Annotated in this window: 20 protein-coding genes; 3 read left to right on the forward strand and 17 right to left on the reverse strand. The window is 68.1% G+C overall.

Annotation, left to right across the window (positions count from 1 at the left end):
* Nucleotides 1–12: 12 nt before the first annotated feature.
* The 7 genes from P7V53_RS23035 to P7V53_RS23065 all read right to left on the reverse strand — a co-directional run bounded on the left by P7V53_RS23035 (nt 13) and on the right by P7V53_RS23065 (nt 9,125).
* Entirely contained in the window at nt 13–1,824 is a 1,812-nt protein-coding gene (locus P7V53_RS23035; protein WP_280151845.1) for a response regulator, read from the reverse strand.
* A 218-nt stretch (nt 1,825–2,042) separates the two neighbouring features.
* Entirely contained in the window at nt 2,043–2,486 is a 444-nt protein-coding gene (locus P7V53_RS23040) for a DUF4440 domain-containing protein (RefSeq protein WP_280151846.1), read from the reverse strand.
* Nucleotides 2,487–2,641: 155 nt separating this feature from the next.
* Nucleotides 2,642–3,847, reverse strand: coding sequence for a 3-oxoadipyl-CoA thiolase (gene pcaF / locus P7V53_RS23045; RefSeq protein WP_280156586.1), 1,206 nt, complete (start codon nt 3,845–3,847; stop codon nt 2,642–2,644).
* A gap of 8 nt (nt 3,848–3,855) precedes the next feature.
* Complete coding sequence (locus tag P7V53_RS23050) at nt 3,856–5,181, reverse strand: MmgE/PrpD family protein (protein ID WP_280151847.1); 1,326 nt, start codon at nt 5,179–5,181, stop codon at nt 3,856–3,858.
* Nucleotides 5,182–5,279: 98 nt separating this feature from the next.
* Nucleotides 5,280–7,364 carry an acetate--CoA ligase family protein gene (locus tag P7V53_RS23055; RefSeq protein ID WP_280151848.1) on the reverse strand — a complete coding sequence of 695 codons (2,085 nt, stop codon included), beginning with the start codon at nt 7,362–7,364 and terminating at the stop codon, nt 5,280–5,282.
* Nucleotides 7,365–7,369: 5 nt separating this feature from the next.
* Nucleotides 7,370–8,170, reverse strand: coding sequence for an enoyl-CoA hydratase/isomerase family protein (locus P7V53_RS23060; protein WP_280151849.1), 801 nt, complete (start codon nt 8,168–8,170; stop codon nt 7,370–7,372).
* Between the two features lie 34 nt (nt 8,171–8,204).
* Nucleotides 8,205–9,125: a tripartite tricarboxylate transporter substrate binding protein gene (locus P7V53_RS23065; protein ID WP_280156587.1), complete on the reverse strand. Its 921-nt coding sequence runs from the start codon at nt 9,123–9,125 to the stop codon at nt 8,205–8,207.
* A 215-nt stretch (nt 9,126–9,340) separates the two neighbouring features.
* Here P7V53_RS23065 and P7V53_RS23070 point away from each other — a divergent pair, with 215 nt between their 5' ends.
* On the forward strand, nt 9,341–10,138 hold the full coding sequence (locus P7V53_RS23070; protein WP_280151850.1) for an IclR family transcriptional regulator: 798 nt from the start codon (nt 9,341–9,343) through the stop codon (nt 10,136–10,138).
* Between the two features lie 80 nt (nt 10,139–10,218).
* On the opposite strand, the gene P7V53_RS23075 is transcribed toward P7V53_RS23070, so the two are convergent.
* The 8 genes from P7V53_RS23075 to P7V53_RS23110 all read right to left on the reverse strand — a co-directional run bounded on the left by P7V53_RS23075 (nt 10,219) and on the right by P7V53_RS23110 (nt 17,474).
* Nucleotides 10,219–11,823, reverse strand: coding sequence for an NAD(P)/FAD-dependent oxidoreductase (locus tag P7V53_RS23075; RefSeq protein ID WP_280151851.1), 1,605 nt, complete (start codon nt 11,821–11,823; stop codon nt 10,219–10,221).
* Between the two features lie 168 nt (nt 11,824–11,991).
* Entirely contained in the window at nt 11,992–12,450 is a 459-nt protein-coding gene (gene aroQ / locus P7V53_RS23080) for a type II 3-dehydroquinate dehydratase (RefSeq protein ID WP_280156588.1), read from the reverse strand.
* A 29-nt stretch (nt 12,451–12,479) separates the two neighbouring features.
* Nucleotides 12,480–13,487, reverse strand: coding sequence for a TRAP transporter substrate-binding protein (locus P7V53_RS23085; RefSeq protein WP_280151852.1), 1,008 nt, complete (start codon nt 13,485–13,487; stop codon nt 12,480–12,482).
* A gap of 82 nt (nt 13,488–13,569) precedes the next feature.
* Nucleotides 13,570–14,391 carry a shikimate dehydrogenase gene (aroE, locus tag P7V53_RS23090; protein ID WP_280151853.1) on the reverse strand — a complete coding sequence of 274 codons (822 nt, stop codon included), beginning with the start codon at nt 14,389–14,391 and terminating at the stop codon, nt 13,570–13,572.
* Nucleotides 14,392–14,403: 12 nt separating this feature from the next.
* Complete coding sequence (locus P7V53_RS23095; protein ID WP_280151854.1) at nt 14,404–15,624, reverse strand: CoA transferase; 1,221 nt, start codon at nt 15,622–15,624, stop codon at nt 14,404–14,406.
* Nucleotides 15,621–16,094: a MaoC family dehydratase gene (locus tag P7V53_RS23100; protein ID WP_280151855.1), complete on the reverse strand. Its 474-nt coding sequence runs from the start codon at nt 16,092–16,094 to the stop codon at nt 15,621–15,623. The genes P7V53_RS23095 and P7V53_RS23100 overlap by 4 nt, the downstream gene beginning before the upstream one ends.
* A gap of 31 nt (nt 16,095–16,125) precedes the next feature.
* Nucleotides 16,126–16,521, reverse strand: a complete 396-nt coding sequence (locus P7V53_RS23105; protein ID WP_280151856.1) for a VOC family protein — start codon at nt 16,519–16,521, stop codon at nt 16,126–16,128.
* A gap of 17 nt (nt 16,522–16,538) precedes the next feature.
* The gene (locus P7V53_RS23110; RefSeq protein ID WP_280156589.1) at nt 16,539–17,474 is read right to left on the reverse strand and encodes a ketopantoate reductase family protein; all 936 of its coding nucleotides are present in this window, start codon (nt 17,472–17,474) and stop codon (nt 16,539–16,541) included.
* 133 nt (nt 17,475–17,607) lie between these two features.
* Here P7V53_RS23110 and P7V53_RS23115 point away from each other — a divergent pair, with 133 nt between their 5' ends.
* Entirely contained in the window at nt 17,608–18,549 is a 942-nt protein-coding gene (locus tag P7V53_RS23115) for a LysR family transcriptional regulator (protein ID WP_280151857.1), read from the forward strand.
* Nucleotides 18,550–18,590: 41 nt separating this feature from the next.
* Here the strand turns inward: P7V53_RS23115 and P7V53_RS23120 are convergent, their stop codons facing one another.
* On the reverse strand, nt 18,591–19,043 hold the full coding sequence (locus tag P7V53_RS23120; protein WP_280151858.1) for a cupin domain-containing protein: 453 nt from the start codon (nt 19,041–19,043) through the stop codon (nt 18,591–18,593).
* Between the two features lie 10 nt (nt 19,044–19,053).
* Nucleotides 19,054–19,452, reverse strand: a complete 399-nt coding sequence (locus tag P7V53_RS23125) for a 4-oxalocrotonate tautomerase family protein (RefSeq protein ID WP_280156590.1) — start codon at nt 19,450–19,452, stop codon at nt 19,054–19,056.
* Nucleotides 19,453–19,593: 141 nt separating this feature from the next.
* On the opposite strand from P7V53_RS23125, the gene P7V53_RS23130 reads away from it, so the two are divergent.
* Entirely contained in the window at nt 19,594–20,514 is a 921-nt protein-coding gene (locus P7V53_RS23130) for a LysR family transcriptional regulator (RefSeq protein WP_280151859.1), read from the forward strand.
* Nucleotides 20,515–20,539 lie beyond the last annotated feature (25 nt).

Raw genomic sequence — 20,539 nt, forward strand, 5'->3', positions numbered from 1 at the left:
CCACGCCACCGCTCAGTCAGCGCCTGGAGGCGGGACTGTCCGTGGCAGACCGAGCTGCTCTCCGATGTGCGCCTGCAGCGTCTCCAGGGACACAGGCTTGGTCAGGAACACGTTGACGCCGGCTTGCAGACAGGCGACACGGTGCTCGGCGGTGGCCGAGGCCGAGACGGCGATCACGGGCACCGCAGCGAATTCGGCATCCCGCCGCAGCCGGCGCGTCGCCTCCACGCCGTCCACCGACGGCATCACGCTGTCCATCACGATCAGGTCCGGCCGGAAAATCCTCGCGACCACGAGCATCTGGTTCCCATCGCTCGCCTGCGCGACTTCGAATCCGGCGTTGGTGAGGAAGTCCCACATCAGCGCGCGGTTCGCCGCCACGTCGTCGACCACCAGGACCCGCCGCGGCGGCCCGCGATGGCGCACCACGGTGGGCGCCTTTCGGACGGCGGCCTCCGCCGGCTCCACCACTGGCAACGGCAGCTCCACCCCGAAACGGGAGCCGCGACCGAGCTCGCTGCTCACCTGCACCTGTCCGCCCATGTCGTTCACCAGCGCGCGGGTGATCGCGAGGCCCAGCCCGGTGCCTGCGCTGCGGCTGCGCGCATCGCCCACCTGCTCGAAGGGCTGGAAGATGCGTTTCAGGTCGTCGGGACGCATGCCGACGCCGGTGTCCTCGACGTCCAGATGCAGCAGCACGTGCAACGGGCCTTTCGGCTCGCCACTGGCGTGCAACGTGACCGTGCCCCGGTCGGTGAACTTGATCGCGTTGCCGATCAGGTTCAGCAGCACCTGTCGCAGCCGGCGCTCGTCGGCCAGAACCGCCTGCGGCAAGCCTGCACCGGCATCGAAAACGAAAGTCAGGCGCTTCTCGCGGGCCTTGACGTGCATCAGGTTCACCACCGTCTGCAGGAAGTTCACCAGGTTCACCGGCTCCGGGTTCAGCTCCGTGCGGCCTGCCTCGATCCGTGCCAGGTCGAGGATGTCGTTGACAAGCGCCAGGAGGTGCTCCCCGCTCTCGTGAATGACGTCCAGGCCGCGTGCTTGCCGATCGCTCAGGCCGCCGTCCATGGTCAGCAACTGCGCATAGCCGAGCACGGCATTCAGCGGCGTGCGCAACTCGTGGCTCATGCTGGCGAGGAACTCGGTCTTCGCGCGGTTGGCCGCTTCGGCGGCGTGCCGGGCATCGCGCTCGGTCTGGACCATGCCCCGATGGAGGTCGCCCATCGCGGCATGCGCACGGTCCTGCGCGTCCAGCTTCGAGAGGATGCCTCGCACCTGGCTTTCAACCGTCTCTTCGCTGAGCCCGAGCGCCCGGGCGATCTCCTTGTAGACGTTGCCCTGCGCGATGAACCGCAGGATGCCGATCTCTGCCGGCGTGAGGCCCTCCTCCGCGATCTGCTCGGCCAGCTCGAACGAGCCTTCCGAGGGAAGCACCTTGCGGCCGGCGTGCACGGCGCGTATGGCGTCGAGCAGTTCCCTGTGCAGTGCGTTCTTCAAGAGGTAGCCGCTGGCGCCAGCCTGCAATGCGCGTTGCGCCTGGGCGTCGTCTGCAAAGGTCGTGAGCACGATGATCCGCGCGTGCGGGAACTCGGCCCGGATCGCGCCGATGGCGTCGAGCCCGTTCACCCCGGGCATCTGCAAATCCATGAGCGTGACGTCGGGCCGGTGCGCGCGGAACTGCTGGATCGCCTCTCGGCCGTTCGCCGCTTCGGCCACGAGCGCCATGTCCGGCTCCAAGGAGAGCAGCGTCTGGATGCCCTGTCGCACGATCGGGTGATCGTCGACGCAGAGAACCTGGATGCGGGTCAGTTCTTCGGTCATTCGCAGATCTCGCTCGATGCGAACATCTGGCGCAGGATGCCCGACCGGGCCGGTAGCGGTCTACTGTACGCCTGCGCCCGGGGGGCACCGGGCATCGCGAGCCGGCAGCTCATGGATGCCTCCGCCGCTCGTACGCTTCATCGAGCGCGAGACCACGCCTGGCGCAAGCTGATCCGCCGAGCGGATCGCGGCGCCGCCCTCTCGCAGCGCTCCCACGCCTAGTTGAAGGTGTGCAGCTTCAGTTTCAGCTGGCCGCCCGGTCCGCGCTCGAAGACATGGGTCGCCAAGCCGCCCACGCTCTTGACCGTGCCATCGGAGCCCTTGGCTTCGGCGCTCCACCGCGCCGCGGCGTAAACCAGTTGCCCGCTCGATCCTGCCTCCAGCACTTGCAGCCGGTGATTGGAGACGCCGCTGCCGATGACGCCGGCAAAGAACTTCTCGATCGCCGCGGGACCGGTCGCCACCTCGTGCGAAGGCGGGAGCAGCACGGCATCAGTGGTGTAGGCGGCGGCGATGGCCTTGGCGCCTTGCTTGAAGGCGCTGTCCCAAGCGGCATAGGCAGCCGCCACGTCGGACTTCACCTCCGCGCCGACGACTGCGGACGGCGCGATGAGCGAAAGCGATGTCGAAAGAGCCAGGAAGAGCATGCGTACCCGTTGCATTTCAACCTCCGCCGTTGGCCAGGGGGTCAAAATTCTAGTGACCCGGGGGCACGAAACCCATCCCTAACTGTCGACCGAACGCGTTGCTGCTCGACTGGCTGAGCCGCGTGCGATGAGGCCACAAGGCCCGGCAAGCCGACGGGCGGCGCGCGTCGTCAGACCCGCTCGAGGACCACCGCGATGCCTTGGCCCACGCCGATGCACATCGTGCACAGCGCGTAGCGCCCTCCGCTGTCGTGCAATTGGTTGATGGCCGTCGTGGCCAGCCGCGCGCCCGACGCGCCGAGCGGATGGCCGAGGGCGATGGCCCCGCCGTTCGGGTTCACGCGCGCGTCGTCGTCCGCAAGGCCGAGCTCGCGCAGCACCGCCAGGCCTTGCGCCGCGAAGGCTTCGTTGAGTTCGATCACGTCCAGCTGATCGAGCGTCAGTCCGGCCAGCGCGAGCACCTTGCGGGTCGCAGGCGCCGGGCCCATGCCCATGATGCGCGGCGGCACGCCCGCGGTGGCCATCGCGACGAGCCGCGCTCGCGGGACGAGGCCATGCCTGGCTGCAGCGCTCTCGTCACCAAGCAGCAGCGCGCAAGCGCCGTCGTTCACGCCCGATGCGTTGCCCGCCGTGACGCTGCCATCCGGCCGCACCACGCCCTTGAGCCTGGCCAATGCCTCCAGGCTGGTGTCGCGTGGATGTTCGTCCTTCGCGACGACGATCGGATCGCCCTTCTTCTGCGGGATCGTGACCGGCACGATCTCGGCATGGAAGAAGCCGCTCTGCTGCGCCGCGAGCGCCTTGCGCTGCGATGCCAATGCCATGCGGTCCTGCGCCTCGCGTTCGATGTTGAAGTCCGTCGCGACGTTCTCGGCCGTCTCCGGCATCGAGTCGACGCCGTAGCGCTCCTTCATCAGCCTGTTGACGAAGCGCCAGCCGATCGTCGTGTCCTCGACGCGGTTGCTGCGGGAGAACGCGCTCTCGGCCTTGGGCATCACGAAAGGCGCCCGCGACATGCTCTCCACGCCGCCGGCGATCATCAGGTCTGCATCGCCCGACCGGATCGCCCGCGCTGCGGTGCCCAGCGCGTCGAGTCCGGAGCCGCAGAGGCGGTTGACCGTCGAGCCCGGAACCTCGACGGGCAGTCCGGCCAGCAGCGCGGACATGCGCGCGACATTGCGGTTGTCCTCGCCGGCCTGGTTGGCGCAGCCGTAGATCACGTCCACCACGGCCTGCCAGTCGACCTTCGGGTGGCGTGCCATCAGCGCGGCCAGCGGCACGGCGCCGAGGTCGTCGGCCCGCACGGAGGAGAGCGCGCCGCCGTAGCGGCCGAAGGGTGTGCGAACGGCGTCGAAGATGAAGGCGTGGCGGGTCATCGGACCGCTCATGGCAGCTCCTTGCTCTGGTCCAGCGCCCACAGCCTGTCGAGCAGTGCGCGCGCCGGATCGGCCCCGATCACCGGGGACGCGAGTTCGATCAGCTTCTCGCCGAGCTCGGCGTCGGACAGGGGAAGTTCGGGGTCGCCCTTGCGGTCGGGCTGGAAGTGGGTGAAACAGCGTCCGTCGCGCAGCGTGACGTCGACGCGCGCGGCGCGGCGGCCGGGGAAGCCGGCGTCGATCTCGGGGTCTAGCGCCTTCGTCAGGCGCTGCATCAGTTCGCGGGTCGCGGGATCGTTCAGCCGCTCGGGGCTGAACGCGGACAGCCGCACGCTGCCGTGCACCAGGGCCGAGGCCACCATGTAGTGCAGGCTGAAGCGTGCCTGGTCGGCGTTGCGGGGGCTCACATGGGGTGCGATGTCCAGGGCGGCCTGGTACACACGGAGGTGGATGCGGTCGATGTCGCGGTGGGTGAACCCGTGCTGCCGGCGCAGTTCGAGCGCGCCGTCGACGGCGGGAAAGGCGTGGCCGCAGCCGATGTGGTTCTTGAAGGTGAGCCGGGTGATGTGGAAGTCTTCGCCCAGCGTGGCGCCGAGCCGGGACCAGTCGGCCTCCTTGCTCATGGCCTGGCCCAGGCCGCCTTCGCCATCGAGGATGTCGAGCGAACTGCGCACGCCGCGCGCGGCCAGTTGCGCCGCCAGCAGCCCGGACTCGGCGGCGCGACCGGCGTGCAGCGGCTTGGCCATCGCTTCCGAACGGAAGGCCTGCTGCAGCCCGGCCGCGAAGGTTCCGGCCATCGCGAGCGCATGGGCGAACGACGCCTCGTCGAGGCCGAGCAGTACGCCGGCGGCGGCGGCCGCGCCGAAGGTGCCCATCGTTCCGGTGTTGTGCCAGTACTTGTAGTGCGAGCGGCCCATGGCGACGCCGATGCGCGTGGAGACCTCGTAGCCGACCACGACGCCGCGAAGGAAGGCCAAACCGTTCGCGCCCACCGATTGCGCGGCCGCGAGCGCGGCAGCAATGGTGGCCGCGCCAGGGTGGTACATCGCGTCGCGGAAGCTGTCGTCGACCTCGGCGGCATGTGCCGCCGTGCCCTGGATCAGTGCGGCAGCGCGCGGCGTCGCGGCGCGCCCGAGCGCGAGGCGTGCGGCACCGCGGTCCAGATCGTCGGCAAGCACCGATTCCAAAGCCTGCACCGCGGGCGCATCGAGCCCGGGATAGAGCGAGGCGTACCAGTCGACGACGGCGCGCTTCGCGTGGTGCAGCACGTGGCCGGAGAGCGTTTCGTCGGAAGACCGCGCTGCGTAGCGCGCCAAGACTTCGGTTGCGGACATCCCAGTGGCGCCCGGCTGCCCGAAGCCGCTGGGCGCCCCCTCGGGGGGCAGCGAACGAAGTGAGCGTGGGGGTTCCATTGGGGTCACGACAGCCTCCTTCAGGCGAGCACGACCACGCCGTCGGCCGCGCGCACGCCCTGCCCCTGCGGCAGCACGAACACCGGGTTGGCCTCCGCCTCGACCAGCCGATCGCCGAGCTGCGCGGTCATCTGCGAGAACGCGACGATCGCGTCGACCAGCGCATCGACATCGGCCTTGGGACGGCCGCGGAAGCCGTCGAGCAGCGGCCAGGTCTTCAGTTCCTGCGCCATCGCGAGCGCGTCGGCTCGGCTCAGGCCGCCTTGCGCGGGCAGCAGTCGCATCGTCGTGTCCTTGAACAGTTCCGCCGTGATGCCGCCCATTCCCAGCAGGATCGCCGTGCCGAGCGCGTCGCGGTGCATGCCGAGGATGAGCTCGGTGCCGCCGCCGACCATCTCCTGCACGAGGAAGCGCTGCGGGCGCACACCCGCTCTGGCTTCGACATCGGCGGCCATGGCGGTCAGGCGTGCGCCGACCGTCTCGGGCGTCAGGCCGATCGCGACGCCGCCGACCTCGGTCTTGTGCGCGATCTGCGACGACAGGATCTTCAGCACCACGCGGCCGCCGAGCTCGCGCGCTGCCGCCTCGGCCTCTGCCGGCGACGTCACGATGCGCTCCGGTGCGCACGGCACGCCGAAGCGGGCGAAGAGCTGCTTCGCCTGCGCCTCGTCGAGCGAGCCGGACGGGTAGTCCTGGACGCTGACCTCGGCCTGTGCGTGCGCAGGTTCGGCTGGCGCTTCGAAGCGGCCATGCTTCAGCATCGCACCCAGCGCCGCGGTGCAGCTCTCGGCTGCCGCGAACGCCGGAACGCCGGCCTGCGTCAGCAGCGCCCCCACCTCCGGTGCGTGCGGGCTCACGTAGGCGATGACGGGCTTGTCCGAATGGGGAAGGCAATCCCGGATCGGACCGACCAGCAGCGTCGGATTGGCCAGGCTCGACGACCCGACGATGATGGTCAGCGCGTCGTAGCTGTCGCTCTTCAGCAGCACCTCGATCGCGCCGCGCAGCAGGTCGGGCTTCAGGCCCGCGAGCGTCACGTCGATCGGGTTGCGGTCGAGCACGGCGTGGTCGCCGGTCTGCAGGGCGCGAAGCGCTTCGGCGGTCGCCGCGTCCGGCGCCGGCGTGTCGAAGCCGGCCATGCCGAGGTCGTCGGACACCAGCGTGCCGGCGCCGCCCGTGGACGTGAGGATCGCGACGCGGTTGCCGCGCAACTTGCGCCCCGTGGACAGCGCGGCGGGGATGTCGAGGAGGTCGGCGAAGGTCTGCGCGCGGATCACGCCGACCTGCTTGAAGAGCGCGTCGTACATCCGGTCGGCGCCGGCCAGGGCGCCGGTGTGCGACACGGCGGCCTTGGCACCGGCTTCCGAGCGGCCGATCTTGAACGCGACCACCGGCTTGCCATGGCGTGCGGCCTTCAGCGCCGCGGCGCGGAACCTGGCCGGGTTGCGCACCGTCTCGATGTACAGCGCGATGACCTGGGTCTGCGGGTCGTCGGCGAGATGATCGATGAAGTCGGCGAGCTCGAGATCCACCTCGTTGCTCGTCGAGATCAGCTTCGACAACCCGATGCCGCGCGCCGCCGCGCGCGACAGCAGCGCGCCGAGGATGCCGCCGCTTTGCGACACGACGCCGATGCCGCCGACCGGGAAGTGCTCCATCTCGAGCGCGCCGGTCGCCGACAGCACGATGTTGTTGGTGAGATTCACCAGACCGATCGTATTGGGGCCGAGGATGCGCATGGCACCCGCTGCCTCGATGAGCTGCTTCTGGCGCTGCGCGCCGACCTCGCCGGTCTCGGTGTAGCCGCTGGCCAGCACGATTGCCGCCGCCGTGCCGCGTGCGGCGAGCTCGCGAACCGCGAGATGCGCGCGCTCGGCGCCGAGCAGGACGATGCCGACGTCGGGGGCCTCGGGCAGCGACGCCACGTCGCGGTAGCAGGTGAGTTCGCCGATGCGCTCGACCTTGGGGTTGACCGGATAGATGGCGCCCGCGAAGCCGTGCTTGACCAGGTACGAGACCGGCCGGCCCGCGGTCTTGGCCGCGTCGGCGGATGCGCCGATCACCGCGACGCTGCGCGGCTCCAGGAGTCGGGTGATGGAGTCCATGGTTGTCATTCCTTGTTGGCGGGTGCGGAGGCCTTCGCCAGGAAGGACATCACCGACTCGCGGTGTTCCGTGCTCGTGTAGCAGATGCCCTGGGCTTGGCTGCCTTGAGCGAACACGTCGTGAGTGGAGAGCTCGAAGCTCTGGTTCAGGATCGTCTTGGTGAGGGCAAGTGCCGTGGCGGACCCCTTGCCGAGTTCGGCGGCCCAGGCCTGCGCGTCGGCGACGAGCGTCGCGGCCGAGGTCTTGCGATCGACGATGCCCAGCGAGACGGCTTCGTCGACATCGACCTTGCGACCCGTGAAGATGAGTTCCTTCGCCCTCGGCAGGCCGACGCGGCGCGGCAGGAAGTACATGCCGCCGCCGTCCGGAACGATCCCGCGATGGATGTACGACCAGGCGAAGCTGGCCCACTCGCTGGCAATGATGAAGTCGCATGCCAGCGCGGTGTCGGCACCGAGGCCGGACGCAGCGCCGTTGACGGCGGCGATCACCGGCTTGGGCATCGTGTGCAGCAGCGCCTGCGTGTGGTGCACGCGCTGCTGGCGGTGCCAGCCGTTGAAGCCGACCTCACCGGCCGGCGCGTTCATGCGCTTTTCCATTCCGGCAATGTCGCCGCCCGCGCAGAAGCCCTTGCCCGCGCCGGTCAGCACGACGGCCTTGATGCCCTTGTCGGCAGCGACGTGCTCGAGCGCGTCGATGAACTGGGTGCGCATGGCGTCGCTCATCGCGTTGCGCTTGTCCGGGCGGTTGAGGGTGATCGTCGCGATCGAGTTCTCGACCTTCAGGTCGATCAGCGTCAAGCTCATGTCTGTCTCCTGGCGGGGTTGGGGTCAGTGGCGCTCAGTCGGCCTTGATGTTGTTTTCCTTGACGATCTTTCGCCAACGCGCCTCCTCGGCCTTGACGTAGCGGTCGAGTTCCGCGGGGTCGGTGGCGGTGACGACGAGACCCTCGTGCTCGACCTTCTTGACGAAGTCGGGGTTCTGGGCTGCCTTCTTCGCGGCGGCGTTCAGCCTGGCGATCACGTCGGCCGGCGTGCCGGCCGGCGCATAGAGGCCATACCAGCTCTCGACCGCGTAGCCGGGTACCGTCTCGGCGACGGTGGGCACGCCCTTGTAGGACGGCGACGCTTGCGTCGTGGTCACGGCAATCGCGCGCAGCTTGCCGCCATCGACGAAGGTCGAGACCGCGGCCGCGGTGCCGAAGATCATGTCCACCTGGCCGCCGAGCAGGTCGGTGATGGCCGGCCCGGCACCGCGGTACGGCACGTGGATCATCTGGACCTTCGCGAGGTTGTTGAACATCTCGCCGGCCAGGTGCGCCGAGGTGCCGTTTCCCTGCGACGCGTAGGTCAGCTTGCCGGGCCTGGCGCGCGCGGCCTCGACGATGTCGTTGACGGTCTTGTACGGGCTGTCGGCGCGGACGACGAGCACGTTCGGCCCCTTGCCGATCAGCGTGATCGGCGCGAACGCCTTGTCGTGCGCGTACGGCAGCTTGGGCTGCAGGCTGGGGTTGATCGCATGCGCGAACGTCGCGATGACGATGCTGTAGCCGTCGGGCGCGCTCTTCGCGACGGCGTCGGTGCCGATGATCGTGCCGGCGCCGGGCTTGTTGTCGACGACGACCTGCTGGCCCAGTTCGGTCGACATGCCGGCGCCGAGCGTGCGCGCGATGAGGTCGGTGCCGCCGCCCGCTGCGAACGGGACGACCAGTCGGATGGGCTTGTCGGGGTAGGCCGCGAAGGACGGGGTTGCGGCCAGCATCAGCGCTGCACCGACGAGGCCAACTCGCAGCCTCACTGCTTTGAGAGATGAAATCACGCTTGTCTCCTGGAATCGGTGTTGGGACGGGCCCGGCGGGTGCTGATCACCGTGGCATTCCAGGCGTCAGCGCAAACCAAGAGTAGGCAACGCAGCTTGAAACGTCACTGCACGATTTCCAAAGAGTGAAAATGGCATCGGCGCACCAGGCAACGACCATGACCACCCACTCGACAAGTCCATTCGCGGACAAGCCCGGCAATTCGCCAGCCAATCGCTCGCTGGAGCGCGGGATCGAGATCCTGCGTGCGTTCCGACCCGGCTCCGATCTATTGGGCAACGGGGAACTTGCCGAACGCACGGGGCTGTCCAGGGCCACCGTCAGTCGCCTGACCCAGACCCTCGTCGGCGTCGGCATGCTGCAGCAGGAGCCCTCCCGCAAGGGCTATCGGCTGGCGCCGGCGGTGTTGAGCCTTGCGCATGCGATGCGCTCGGCATCGAGCGTTCTGCAGATCGCTGCGCCGCTGATGCGGGCGTTGGCCGAGAGCAAGCGCATCAACGTCGGCCTGGCAGCACCGGACCGGGACGAGATGGTCTACCTGGAATCGATCCGGTACAGCCGTCGCGTGGCCTTCCGCAACGTCGTGTCCGGCCAGCGCGTGCCGATGGAGCTGACATCGCTCGGCAGGGCCTACCTGGCAGCAGCAACCGAGCCGAGGCGCAGGGCGCTTCTCGCGCTGTTCAAGAAGCGGCGAGGTCCGCAGTGGCCGGCGCTTTCCCGCGAGATCGATGGCGCGATGGCGATGGTGAACGATCGTGGTTTCTGCGCCGCCTCCTGGCAGCCGGAGGTCGTGGCACTCGCGGCGCCGCTGCAGGCTGCCGACGCGATGTACTCGCTCAATGTCAGCGTCTCCTCAGGCGAGACGATGGCGGAGGTGATCGACGCGCTGTCGGAGCCGCTGCTCGCGCTGAGGCAGGAGATTCTCGTGGCGGTCGCCTTGCACGACGACGCTTGAACGGGACTTGGCCGTCATGGAGCGATGCGACGCCTTCGAGGCCACCACCCGCGGCCGACCGGTCTGCATCTGCAGCCCTTTCATGCCAGGTCGCGCTTGACCTCTGTCGCGGCATTGTGGCCAGGCAACCCGGTGACGCCGCCGCCGGGGTGAGCGCCCGAACCGCAGTGATACAGCCCGCGCAACGGTCCCCGGTAGCGTGCGTAGCCCAGCAGAGGTCGCAAGGAAAACAGCTGGTCGAGCGACAGCTTCCCATGGAAGATGTCGCCACCGACCAGACCGAACTCGCGCTCGAGGTCGAGCGGCGTCAGCGCGCGGTAGCCGAGCAGCGACGCGCGGAAGTTGGGGCAGTGGGACTGCACCACGTCGAATGCCGCCTGCACTGCGCTCTCCTTCAGCCGATCCCAGTCCGCCTCGGGCTTGAACTGCTGGCAGAACAGGCTCGCCACATGCGCGCCCTTGGGCGCGAGGGAGTCGTCCACCACGCTCGGGATCATCATCTCGACGATGGGCCGGCTCGAGAAGCCAAGCCTTTCTGCATCGAGCCACGCTTGGTCCATGTAGGCGAGCGACGGGGCGAAGACGATGCCGCTCGCATGATGCGGCAGGGGCGTCGTGCCGGGCGCACAAGCAAAATCGGGCAACGCCGAGAGCGCGACGTTGATGCGAAGTGACCCTGAACCGCTGCGATAGCGGTCGATCCCCTCGCAGAACTCCGCCGGCAGCGCGCCCGCGTCGATGAGGCGTCGATACAGGACCTGCGGGTGCACGTTCGACACCACGCTGCGCGAACGAATCTCCTCCCCGCGATCGGTCAGCACCCCCACCGCCGCGCCGTGCTCGACCAGCACGCGCTGCACGCCGTGCCCCACGTCGATCTGCACGCCGCGCGCACGCGCTTCATCGGCCATCAACTCGGTGATCCGCCCCATGCCACCGACCGCGTGCCCCCACCTGCCGGCCTTGCCGTTCACCTCGCCGAAGCAATGGTGCAGCAGCACATAGGCCGACCCGGTGGCGTACGGACTGGCGTAGTTGCCGACCACCGAGTCCCACCCCAGCACCGCCTTCAACGGGTCCGATTCGAATGTCGCGTCGAGCCATTGCCCGGCGCTCCTGGTGAACACATCGATCAAGTCGCGCTTGCCGCCGGTCGGCAGCGCACCGAAGTCGAGCAGCAGACGTACCGCCGCCGCGGCATCGCGCAGCCCTTCCACCACCAGCGGTCCTCCCAGGTTCGGTGGTGCGCGCAGCAACCATTTCTTCAGCTGGTCGGCAAGCCGATCGAGGCGTGTGTAGTACGCGCCGAGCGCCTGGGCATCGCGCTGCGAGAACTTCGCGACCTCGCGCTGCGTGGCCTCGGCGTCGCCGCCGAACTGCAGGAACCGGCCATCCAGCAGCGGTACGAAGTTCGAGAACGGGCGCTCCAGGATGACGAGCCCGCGTTCGGCCAGGCGCAAGTCGCGGATCACTTTCGGATTCAGCAGGCTGACCGTATAGCTCGCGGTCGAATTGCGGAAGCCGGGAATGAACTCCTCGGTGACCGCGGCGCCGCCAACCACACCGCGTTTCTCCAGCACGCGCACGCGCAAACCCGCAGCCGCCAGGTAGCAGGCGCAGACCAGGCCGTTGTGGCCGGCCCCGACAATCACGACGTCGACCGAACTGGGATCTGCAGCGGCCATGGCGTGCGGATGTTAGCGTGGACCAGGCGTTGCCCTCGGCGCGCAGGGCAGCCCTTTGAGTCTTACCGCCACGCTGGACCGCAAAGACGGCCCTTCGCAGAACGTGATGTACCAGACCAACGGCAGCTTGGTCATGCGACCCCACGACCCCTTGGTCCGCAGGCGACATCACCTCTCATTCTTCGGGCCCCTCGGCTGCACGCGGCTGACAGCCGTGCGCAACGCGAGCAGGTAGCTGTCCACGCCGAAACCGGCGATCTGGCCCTGAACGATCTCGGCGAGCACCGAGTGGCGCCGGAACGTCTCGCGCGCGTGGATGTTCGACATATGCAACTCGATGATCGGGCACGTCAGGATTGCCAGCGCATCCCGCAGCCCGTAGCTGTAGTGCGTCCATGCGCCGGCGTTGATCAGGACGGCATCCACTTGATCGAAGAAGGCCTTGTGGATGCGTTCGACCATCTCGCCTTCGTGGTTGGTCTGGAAGTGCTCGACATCGGCGCCAAGTTCCCGCCCCGACGCGATGAGCTGATCGTTGATCTGGTCGAGCGTGACCGTCCCGTACTGCTTCGGATCACGCCTGCCGAACATGTTGTGGTTGATGCCGTGGAGCATGAGGATCTTCACGAGGGCTTCCCTTCGATCGATCAGTCCAGTCATTTGCGCGCTTCTGCGAGCGCCGTCTGGACGTCGCGCAACGTCGTTTCGCTGACGCTCGACGAGTACTTCGCGATGACAGGCTTCATCTTCTCGCGCAGCTTGGCAACCTCCGCCGGCGGCAGTTCAGTGACGGTCATGCCGTTCTTCCTCAGCAGCTCGAGGTTCGCTGCCTGGGCGGCGCGCGACGCGTCGCGCTGCACCTTGGTGGCTTCGACGGCGGAGTCCTGGATGATCTTCTTCTCGGCCGGGCTCATCGAGTCCCAGACCTTCTTGCTGAAGATCACCGACTGGGGGTTGTATTGGTGGTTGGTCAGCGCGACGAACTTCTGCACTTCCCAGAACTTGTTCGACGCAATGACCGAGATCGGATTTTCCTGGCCATCGATCGCCTTGGTCTCCAGCGCGCCGTAGACCTCGGGGAACGGCATCGGCGTCGGGTTGCCGCCCAGCGCCTTGACCCAGTCGATGTTGATCGGGTTCGGGATCACGCGCAGCTTCAGGCCGTCGATGTCCTCGACCTTGTTGACCGCGCGCTTGCTGGTGGTGATCTGTCGATAGCCAAGCTCCCAGTAGGCCAGGCCGACGACGCCCTTGGATTCGAGTTCCTTGTGCAGCTTCTGGCCGACCGGGCCGTCGCAGACGGCGTCCGACTCCTTCTCATTGGCGAACAGGAACGGGAAGTCGAAGACCGCCAGGTCCTTGGACAGGCTGGCGAGGATGCCGCTGTTCATGACTGCCATCTCGATCGTTCCGCCCTGCACCGACGACGTGACCGCCTGGTCGCTGCCCAGCGCGCCGCCCAGGAAGAGCTTGACCTTGATCTTGTCGCCGGACTTGGCGGCGACGAGCTCGGCGAACTTCTTCATGCCTGCCACGGCCGGGTGGCCCTCGGGGCCGTTCAGGCTCAACTTGAGCGTGCGCTCCTTGATGTCCTGTGCATGTGCCAGGCCGAGGGAAGCCAGCGCGATGGAGGCGACGATGGCCTTGAGGAAGGTCCGCTTCATGGAGTGTCTCCGTTGATCGTGATGAGAAGAGGCGTTCTGGAACAGTGGGCCCGAGAATCGTTCGAAGCGGACGCGGACGCGCTCAGTTCAGCGGCACGGTCAGTCGCTTGATCAGGCTTTGCGTCTGCGGCCGAACGCCTCGCCACCAGACGAAGGCCTCGGCCGCCTGCTCGACCAGCATGCCGACGCCGTCGGCCAGGCGCGGGACGCCGGCGTTCTGCGCGAGCCGCAGGAAGGGCGTCAGCCCTTTGCCATATGCCAGCTCGTACGCGAGCGTCGCGCCGGCGAAGACTTCCGCGGGCACGGGCGGCAATTCGGCACGCAGGCTGGCCGACGTGGCGTTGACGACGACGTCGAAGCGCTCGCCGACGAGATCGCCGTAGCCGCAGGCGACGATCGGACCCGGTGCATCGAACTCGCGCGCCAGCGCCACGGCTTTCTCGACGGTGCGGTTGGCGACGACGAATGCCTGCGGCGCCTGGGCCAGGAAGGGCAACAGTGCGCCGCGCGCCGCGCCTCCGGCCCCTAGCATCAGCACGCGTCGGCCGGCGAGCGCGACGCCGAGGTTGCGCTGGATGTCGTTGACGAGGCCGATACCGTCGAAGTTGTCGGCGACGATGCGGTCGGCCTCGAACTTGAGTGCATTGGTGGCGCCGGCAAGCTGCGCACGCTCCAGCCGATCGGTGGCCATTTCGTAGGCGCGCAACTTGAACGGGGCCGTGACGTTCATGCCCTTGCCGCCCGCATCCCGGAAGGCCCGCACCCTCGCCTCTAGGCCGTCGAGTGGCCCCTCGATCGCGGTGTACTCCAGATCCTGTTGCGTCTGATTGGCAAAGGTCGCGTGGATCAGCGGCGACTTGCTGTGCGCGATGGGGTTGCCGATCACGGCGTAGCGGTCGGTCATGGTCGGTCTCCTTCAGGCGCTGAAGAGCACACCCTCGGCCTGCATGGCTTCGATCTCCTCGGCACCGAAGCCGAGGGCCGCGGCGACCTCGGCGTTGTGCTGGCCGAGGTCCGGTGCGAGCCGGCGGATCGTGGTGTCGCAGTCCGAGAACCGGAACGGCAGATTCGGCAGACGCAGGGTGCCGAACCGCGGGTGCTGCTGCTCGACCACCATGCCGCGTGCCTGAATCTGCGGATCGGCAAGCACCTCGTCGATGCGCTGCACCTTGGCGCCCGGCACGTCGACGGCGTCGAGCAGTGCGAGCACGTCTGCCACCTTGCGGCTCGCGATCCACGGCTTGACGACGTCGAGGATCTCCAGCCGGTGCGCGTTTCGGCCGTTGAGGTCATGAAAGCGCGTGTCGCCGCCGAAGCCGGCCGGGCCGCCATGGGCCTCCACCAACGCGGCGAAGCGCTTCCACGAGTCATCGACCTGGGCCGCGATCACCATGTCGCCGTCGGCGGCGCGGAACACACCGTACAGCGTCGAGGTCGGCATGTCGTGCCCGGTCTGCTCGGGCAGCATCGTGCCGCCGGACAGCGTGCAGCACTGCACCGCGTACTCATGCATCGATACCAGCGTGTCGTACAGCGCCATGTCGATGTGCTGGCCGCGGCCGCTCTTGACGCGGCCGAGCAACGCCGCATTGATCGCCGCCACCGCATGGATGCCGGTGTACATGTCGCCCAGCGAGATGCGCAACAGCGGCGGCGGATCGCCTGCGGTGCCGACCATCTGCATGATGCCGCTCCTGGCCTCGGCAATGAGGCCGAAGCCGGCGCGGTGCGCATCAGGCCCGGTGTGGCCATAGGCCGAGATCGAGCAGTAGACGAGCTTCGGGTTTCGTGCAGACAGCTCGGCATAGCCCAGCCCGAGCCTGTCAAGCGCGCCGGGCCGGTAGTTCTCGACGAAGACGTCGGCCGAGTCGCACAGCCGGTGCATGAAGTCCTTGCCGCGCGGGTCCTTCATGTTGACGCTGACCCCCTGCTTGCCCATGTTGAGCTGCAGGTAGTAGCCGCTCTGCCGGTCGTCGAGGATCCAGGCGTGCTGGCGCCCGGCATCGCCGCTGCCGGGACGCTCGACCTTGATCACCTCCGCGCCGAGCGCGGCAAGGCAACGGCCGACGTACGGGCCCGCAAGGAAATGGCTGTAGTCGACGACACGGATGCCGGCCAGCGGCAGGGGCTGGGTCATGCCTGGCTCCCGCCTCGCAGAGCGTCGGGCCGGCGCGGGATCATGAGGCGGTGCTCGCCGCGCTGCACCACCTGGCCGTGCTGGTTGATCAACTCGGACGGCAGCACGACGATGCCCCAGCCCGGCTTGCTCTTGCTGGGCCGCATTGCGCCAACCCTGAACTTGACGTGCAGCACATCGCCGACCTTGATCGGCAGCAGAAAGTCCCAGGTCCAGCCCAGCGACATGCCGGGCAGGAAGCGGTAGTCGCTCTGCGTCTTCAGTCCGTCGGCGACGCTCAGGCCGAACAGGCCGTGCGCGACGATGCAGCCGAAATGGCTCGCGTTGGCATACTCCTCGTCGACGTGCACGGGGGTGTGGTCACCGGTGAGGTCGGCATACGCGAGGATGCGTTCTCTCGTGACGGTGTAGGCCGGGCTGACGCACTCGTCGCCCTCGTTCGCGTCGTCCCAATGCTTTTCCGCACTCATCGTTGTTCCTTGCTGGTCGATGACAGTTCGGTCAGACCTCGGCTCGCGGATCGACGGCCAGCGCCGCCGCCACGGCGCTCGCCGGCTTCGCCTGGATCAGTTCGACCGCGAGACCGTCGGGCAGGCGCAGCCAGTTGCGGCCCTGCGGCATCTCCGTGACGCCGAAGGCCTTCGCGGCTTCGAGCGCTGCCTCCAGGTCCTCGCACATCACCCCGACGTGACCGAGTCGGCCTTCCGGCCCGTCGAAGTCCGGCTTGGCGATGAACTGCATGCCGCCCAGCGTCCAGTACTGCACCGGCTCCTCGACCGTGCCGTGCACGTCGCGCATCGTCATGCCGAGCACGTCGCGGAAGAACCGGATGTGCCAGTGGATGTCGCGCACCCAGATCGCGACGTGTTCGACGTATGCCTTCTGCGCAGTGACCATGGTCTGTGCTCCTGTGGTCAGGCGGCCTGCAGCCGCATGTGGTGTTCGATGCCCTTGATGCCGGCGACCAGGGTCTGGTTGATCGGGGTGGGGACGCCACAGCGGTGGCCCCAGCGCACGACCGCGCCGTTGATGAAGTCGATCTCTGTCGCCGAGCCTTTCTCCAGGCTCTGCAGCATCGAGGTCTTGAAATCGTCAGGCAGCCCTTCGGCAGCCTTCAGCCACGCATCGCGGGGCTCGCGGGTGGCCAGCGCGACGCCGCAGGCCCTGGCGACGGCCATGGCCTCGGCCACGGCGGCGAGCGCGCAGGTCTCGACCTCCTCGACCTTGTAGAGCTCGCCATAGGTCAGCCGGGTGATGCTGCTGAGCGCACCGGTCGAGACATTCACCAGCAGCTTGTCCCACATCACGCCGACAATGTTGTCGCTGAGCGCGGTGCGCAGACCGGCACGCAGGAACTCGTCTCGGATCGCCTTCGCGCGTGGACTGCGGCTGCCGTCGAGTTCGCCGACCACCGTCTCCTTTCCGGCCGTGCCGACGAGGATGTGGCCGGGCGCGAGCAGCACGCCACCGACGTAGGTCTTGCCCGCCAACACCTTCTCGCGCCCGACGACCTCGGCAAGGATGTCCTCGTGGCCCAGCCCGTTCTGCAGCGACAGGACGACGGTGCCCGGGCCGACGATGGACCGTGCGGACTCGATCGCCTGCCGTGTGTGGAACGACTTCACCAGCACGATGACGACGTCCATGACCTCGAGCGTGGCGCTGTCCGTCACGGCGCGAACGATCACCGAACGCTCGCGGCCGTTCTCGACGAGCCGCAGGCCGTTGCGTTCGATGGCCGCGACTTGCGCGGCATTGCGGGTCACCAGCGTCACCGCGCAGCCAGCCTCGGCCAATACGCCGCCGATCGCGCATCCCAGCGCGCCGGCGCCCAGCACACAGATCTTCAAGTCGGCTCCTCGTCCTCTTCGCAGCGCCGCCAGGGCGATGCACGAACGAGAAGATAGGCAACGGACCACCTCCTGGCCATGCAATGGCCGCAATACACTTCATTGCGCCACGCAATAGACAGACGAGCCCACCATGAAAGTAGACGAGGACCTCGCGCTTCCCAGCGTGAAGCTGATGCGGCTTTTCGAACTGCTCTACAGCACCGGCAGCGTCACCCGTTCCGCCGAGCATCTCGGGCAGAGCCAGCCCACGGTCAGCATCTGGTTGTCGCAGTTGCGCAAGCTGCTGAACGATCCACTGTTCGTGCGCACCCCTGCAGGCATGCAGCCCACGCCGCGCGCCGACGCGCTGATGCCCGTCGTGCGCGACGCGCTCGCCTGCATCCGACGGCTGACCGAAGAGGCGCCGGCGTTCGTGCCGGCGCGGTCGACGCGGCGCTTTCGCATCTGCATGACCGACGCCAGCCACATCACGTTGCTACCACGCCTGCTTGCGCACGTGCGCGGCGTCGCGCCGGGAGTGCGACTGGAGGCGGCACGGATCGATCCCGACACCGCCGGCGCGATGGAGGCGGGCGATGCGGATCTTGCGATCGGTCTGGTGCCGTGGCTCGAATCCGGCTTCTACCAGCAGACGTTGTTCACGCAGGACTGGGTCTGCCTGGTCAACCGCCGCCATCCGCGCCTGGCCGGCGGGCGTCTGACGATACGCCGGTACGAGGCCGAGCCGCATGTCGGCATCGTCTCGGGCACGGGCTACCAGCTGCTCGAGGCCACGCTGCGCAAACGAACCATCCAGCGCAACGTGTGGCTCGAGCTGCCCGGCTTCCTGGGCCTGCCCGCAATCCTGTCCACGACCGACCTCGTCGCGACGCTGCCGCGACACATCGGCGAGACCTTGGCCCGCACTTCGGATTTGCTCGTGCTGAAGTGCCCGCTTCCAATTCCCACGTTCCAGGTCAAGCAACACTGGCACGCACGCTTTCACCACGATGCGGGGAACCGGTGGCTACGCGGCGTATGCGCCGCGCTGTTCATGCCCGGTGCTGCGAGCAAGGTGGTGGGCGCCGCCTGAAGCCGCTGGCCGCGACCGCGGTCGTGTGCGGCCAATCCGGTTCAAACCAGCTCATGCGGCCGGCAGCCGATGGCCGCACAGTGCCGGCGGTAGGCGGCGATGCGGTCGGCGGTGTCGATCCGCTGCAGCACGCTGTGGTGCGGGCCGAGGTATTCGACGCTGCCTTTGACGACCACGTGCACGAGCAGCTCCTCCTCGCCCGTTGCTTCCCACCAGTCGACATTGCCGGCGGGTTCGTAGACATAGTCGCCGGCGCGCAGCACCCGCCCATCGTTGAGGCGGCGCTCGCCGGCGAGGTTCAGCGCATGGACTTCGCCTGTGTGCCGGTGCAAGCCCACGCGCACGCCCGGGTCGAGCCGCATCAACTCGACCCAACCCGCGCCGGCGGGCAGGAACTGCAGCGGCAGCGACCACTTGCCGTCACCTTCGGGTATCCAGGCATCCAGTCCCGCACGGCGCAGCGCCGCGGCGACGACGAGGTTGGCGAATTCCATGGCGGTCTCCTCAAAGGCTCGGGTGCTGGTGGCGGTATTCCTGCGTCTTCCCGCCGAAGCCGTAGGCGGCGGCGCGCACGTCGTCCACGTGCACGTAACTTTCGTGGTGCAGCGGGCCCAGCAGGGCGGCAAATGCCTCGAACGCTTCGGCGATGTAGCGCGCCTTCTCGGCCTTGGTATTGGTTTCGTCGACCACCTTGACGTCGAAGTAGAAGCTGGCCAGCTTCTGTTCGGCCAAGGACTTGCCGCCGACAAACCAGTCGCGCGGGTCGACGTAGTCGATCACCACCGCGGTCAGGTCGCGCCGCTTGCCGAGCACGCGGCTGGTCAGCTCGAGCAGCATTTCGTTGATGCGTTCGGAAAGCTCCGTCGTGCGCGACGCGCTGACCTTGACGTTGAGGATGGGCATGGCTGTTTCCTTCGCTGGCTGGGTGGTTGGTGGAATGACTGTAGACAGCCCCGCCGCGTCCGGAAACGGTTGCTCGGCATAATCGGTTTTGCTCGCCAAGCAAAAGCAAACGCGACGCGCACCAGAGCCAGAGGCCTTCCGATGCGACCTTTCCTGCCCGACCCTGCCGACCTGCGCTGGCTGGTGCGCTCCCTCGAGCTGCAATCGTTCTCGGCAGCGGCGCGGGAGATGGACGTGGCGGTATCCGTCGTCTCGCGTGCTGTCGACCGCCTCGAAGCCGGCTTCGGCATCACGCTGCTGCGCCGCTCCACGCACGGCTTGTCGGCAACGCCCGAGGGCGCCGAGCTGGTGCAGGAAGCGCGTGAACTGGTGAGGCGGCTCGAAGAGATGGCGGCTTCGTTCGACAAGCAACGCCACAGCGTGGCCGGCGCGGTGCGGCTGGCGTCGAGCCAGGAGATCTGCGAGCAACTCATCGTCCCGCAGCTGGCCGCACTGCGTGAGCGACATCCGGCGCTGCGCATCGAGCTGGTGGCCGATGACCGCGTGGTCGACCTGGTGACCGACGGCATCGACGTGGCACTGCGCACGACGCTGGGCAGCAGCGACGTGGTCGTCGCCCGCGAGCTGGGTTCGTTCGAGCGGCGGCTGTACGCGTCGCCGGACTACCTGCGCCGGCATGGAGACCCGGCCGAGCCTGCGGACCTGCACCGGCACCAGACGGTGACGCATACCGCGCAGGGACCGGCCGTCACGTGGGCGTTCCGCCACGCCGGGCGCAAGCTGGAGATCACCGTCAGATCGCAGCTGGCGGCCAACAGCTCGGCCCTGCTTCACCGCGCGCTGGTGGCCGGCGCCGGCATCGGGATGCTGTCACGACCCTTGGCTGCAGCGGATGCGGCGGATGGCAAGCTGGTCGAAGTCCTGCAGCCCTTCGCTTCACGGGCGGCGTACACGATGTACGCCGTCTCCTTGCCGAGCCGGCGCAACGCTTCGCGCGTGCGGGCGGTGACCGCCTTCCTGCAGGAGGCTGCGCGCAAGTGCTGGGGGCTGGCGCCGCCCTGAGTTGCACCGCCGGCAAGACGACCGT

Source organism: Piscinibacter sp. XHJ-5 (genome assembly GCF_029855045.1).
Classification (GTDB): Bacteria; Pseudomonadota; Gammaproteobacteria; order Burkholderiales; family Burkholderiaceae_C; genus Albitalea.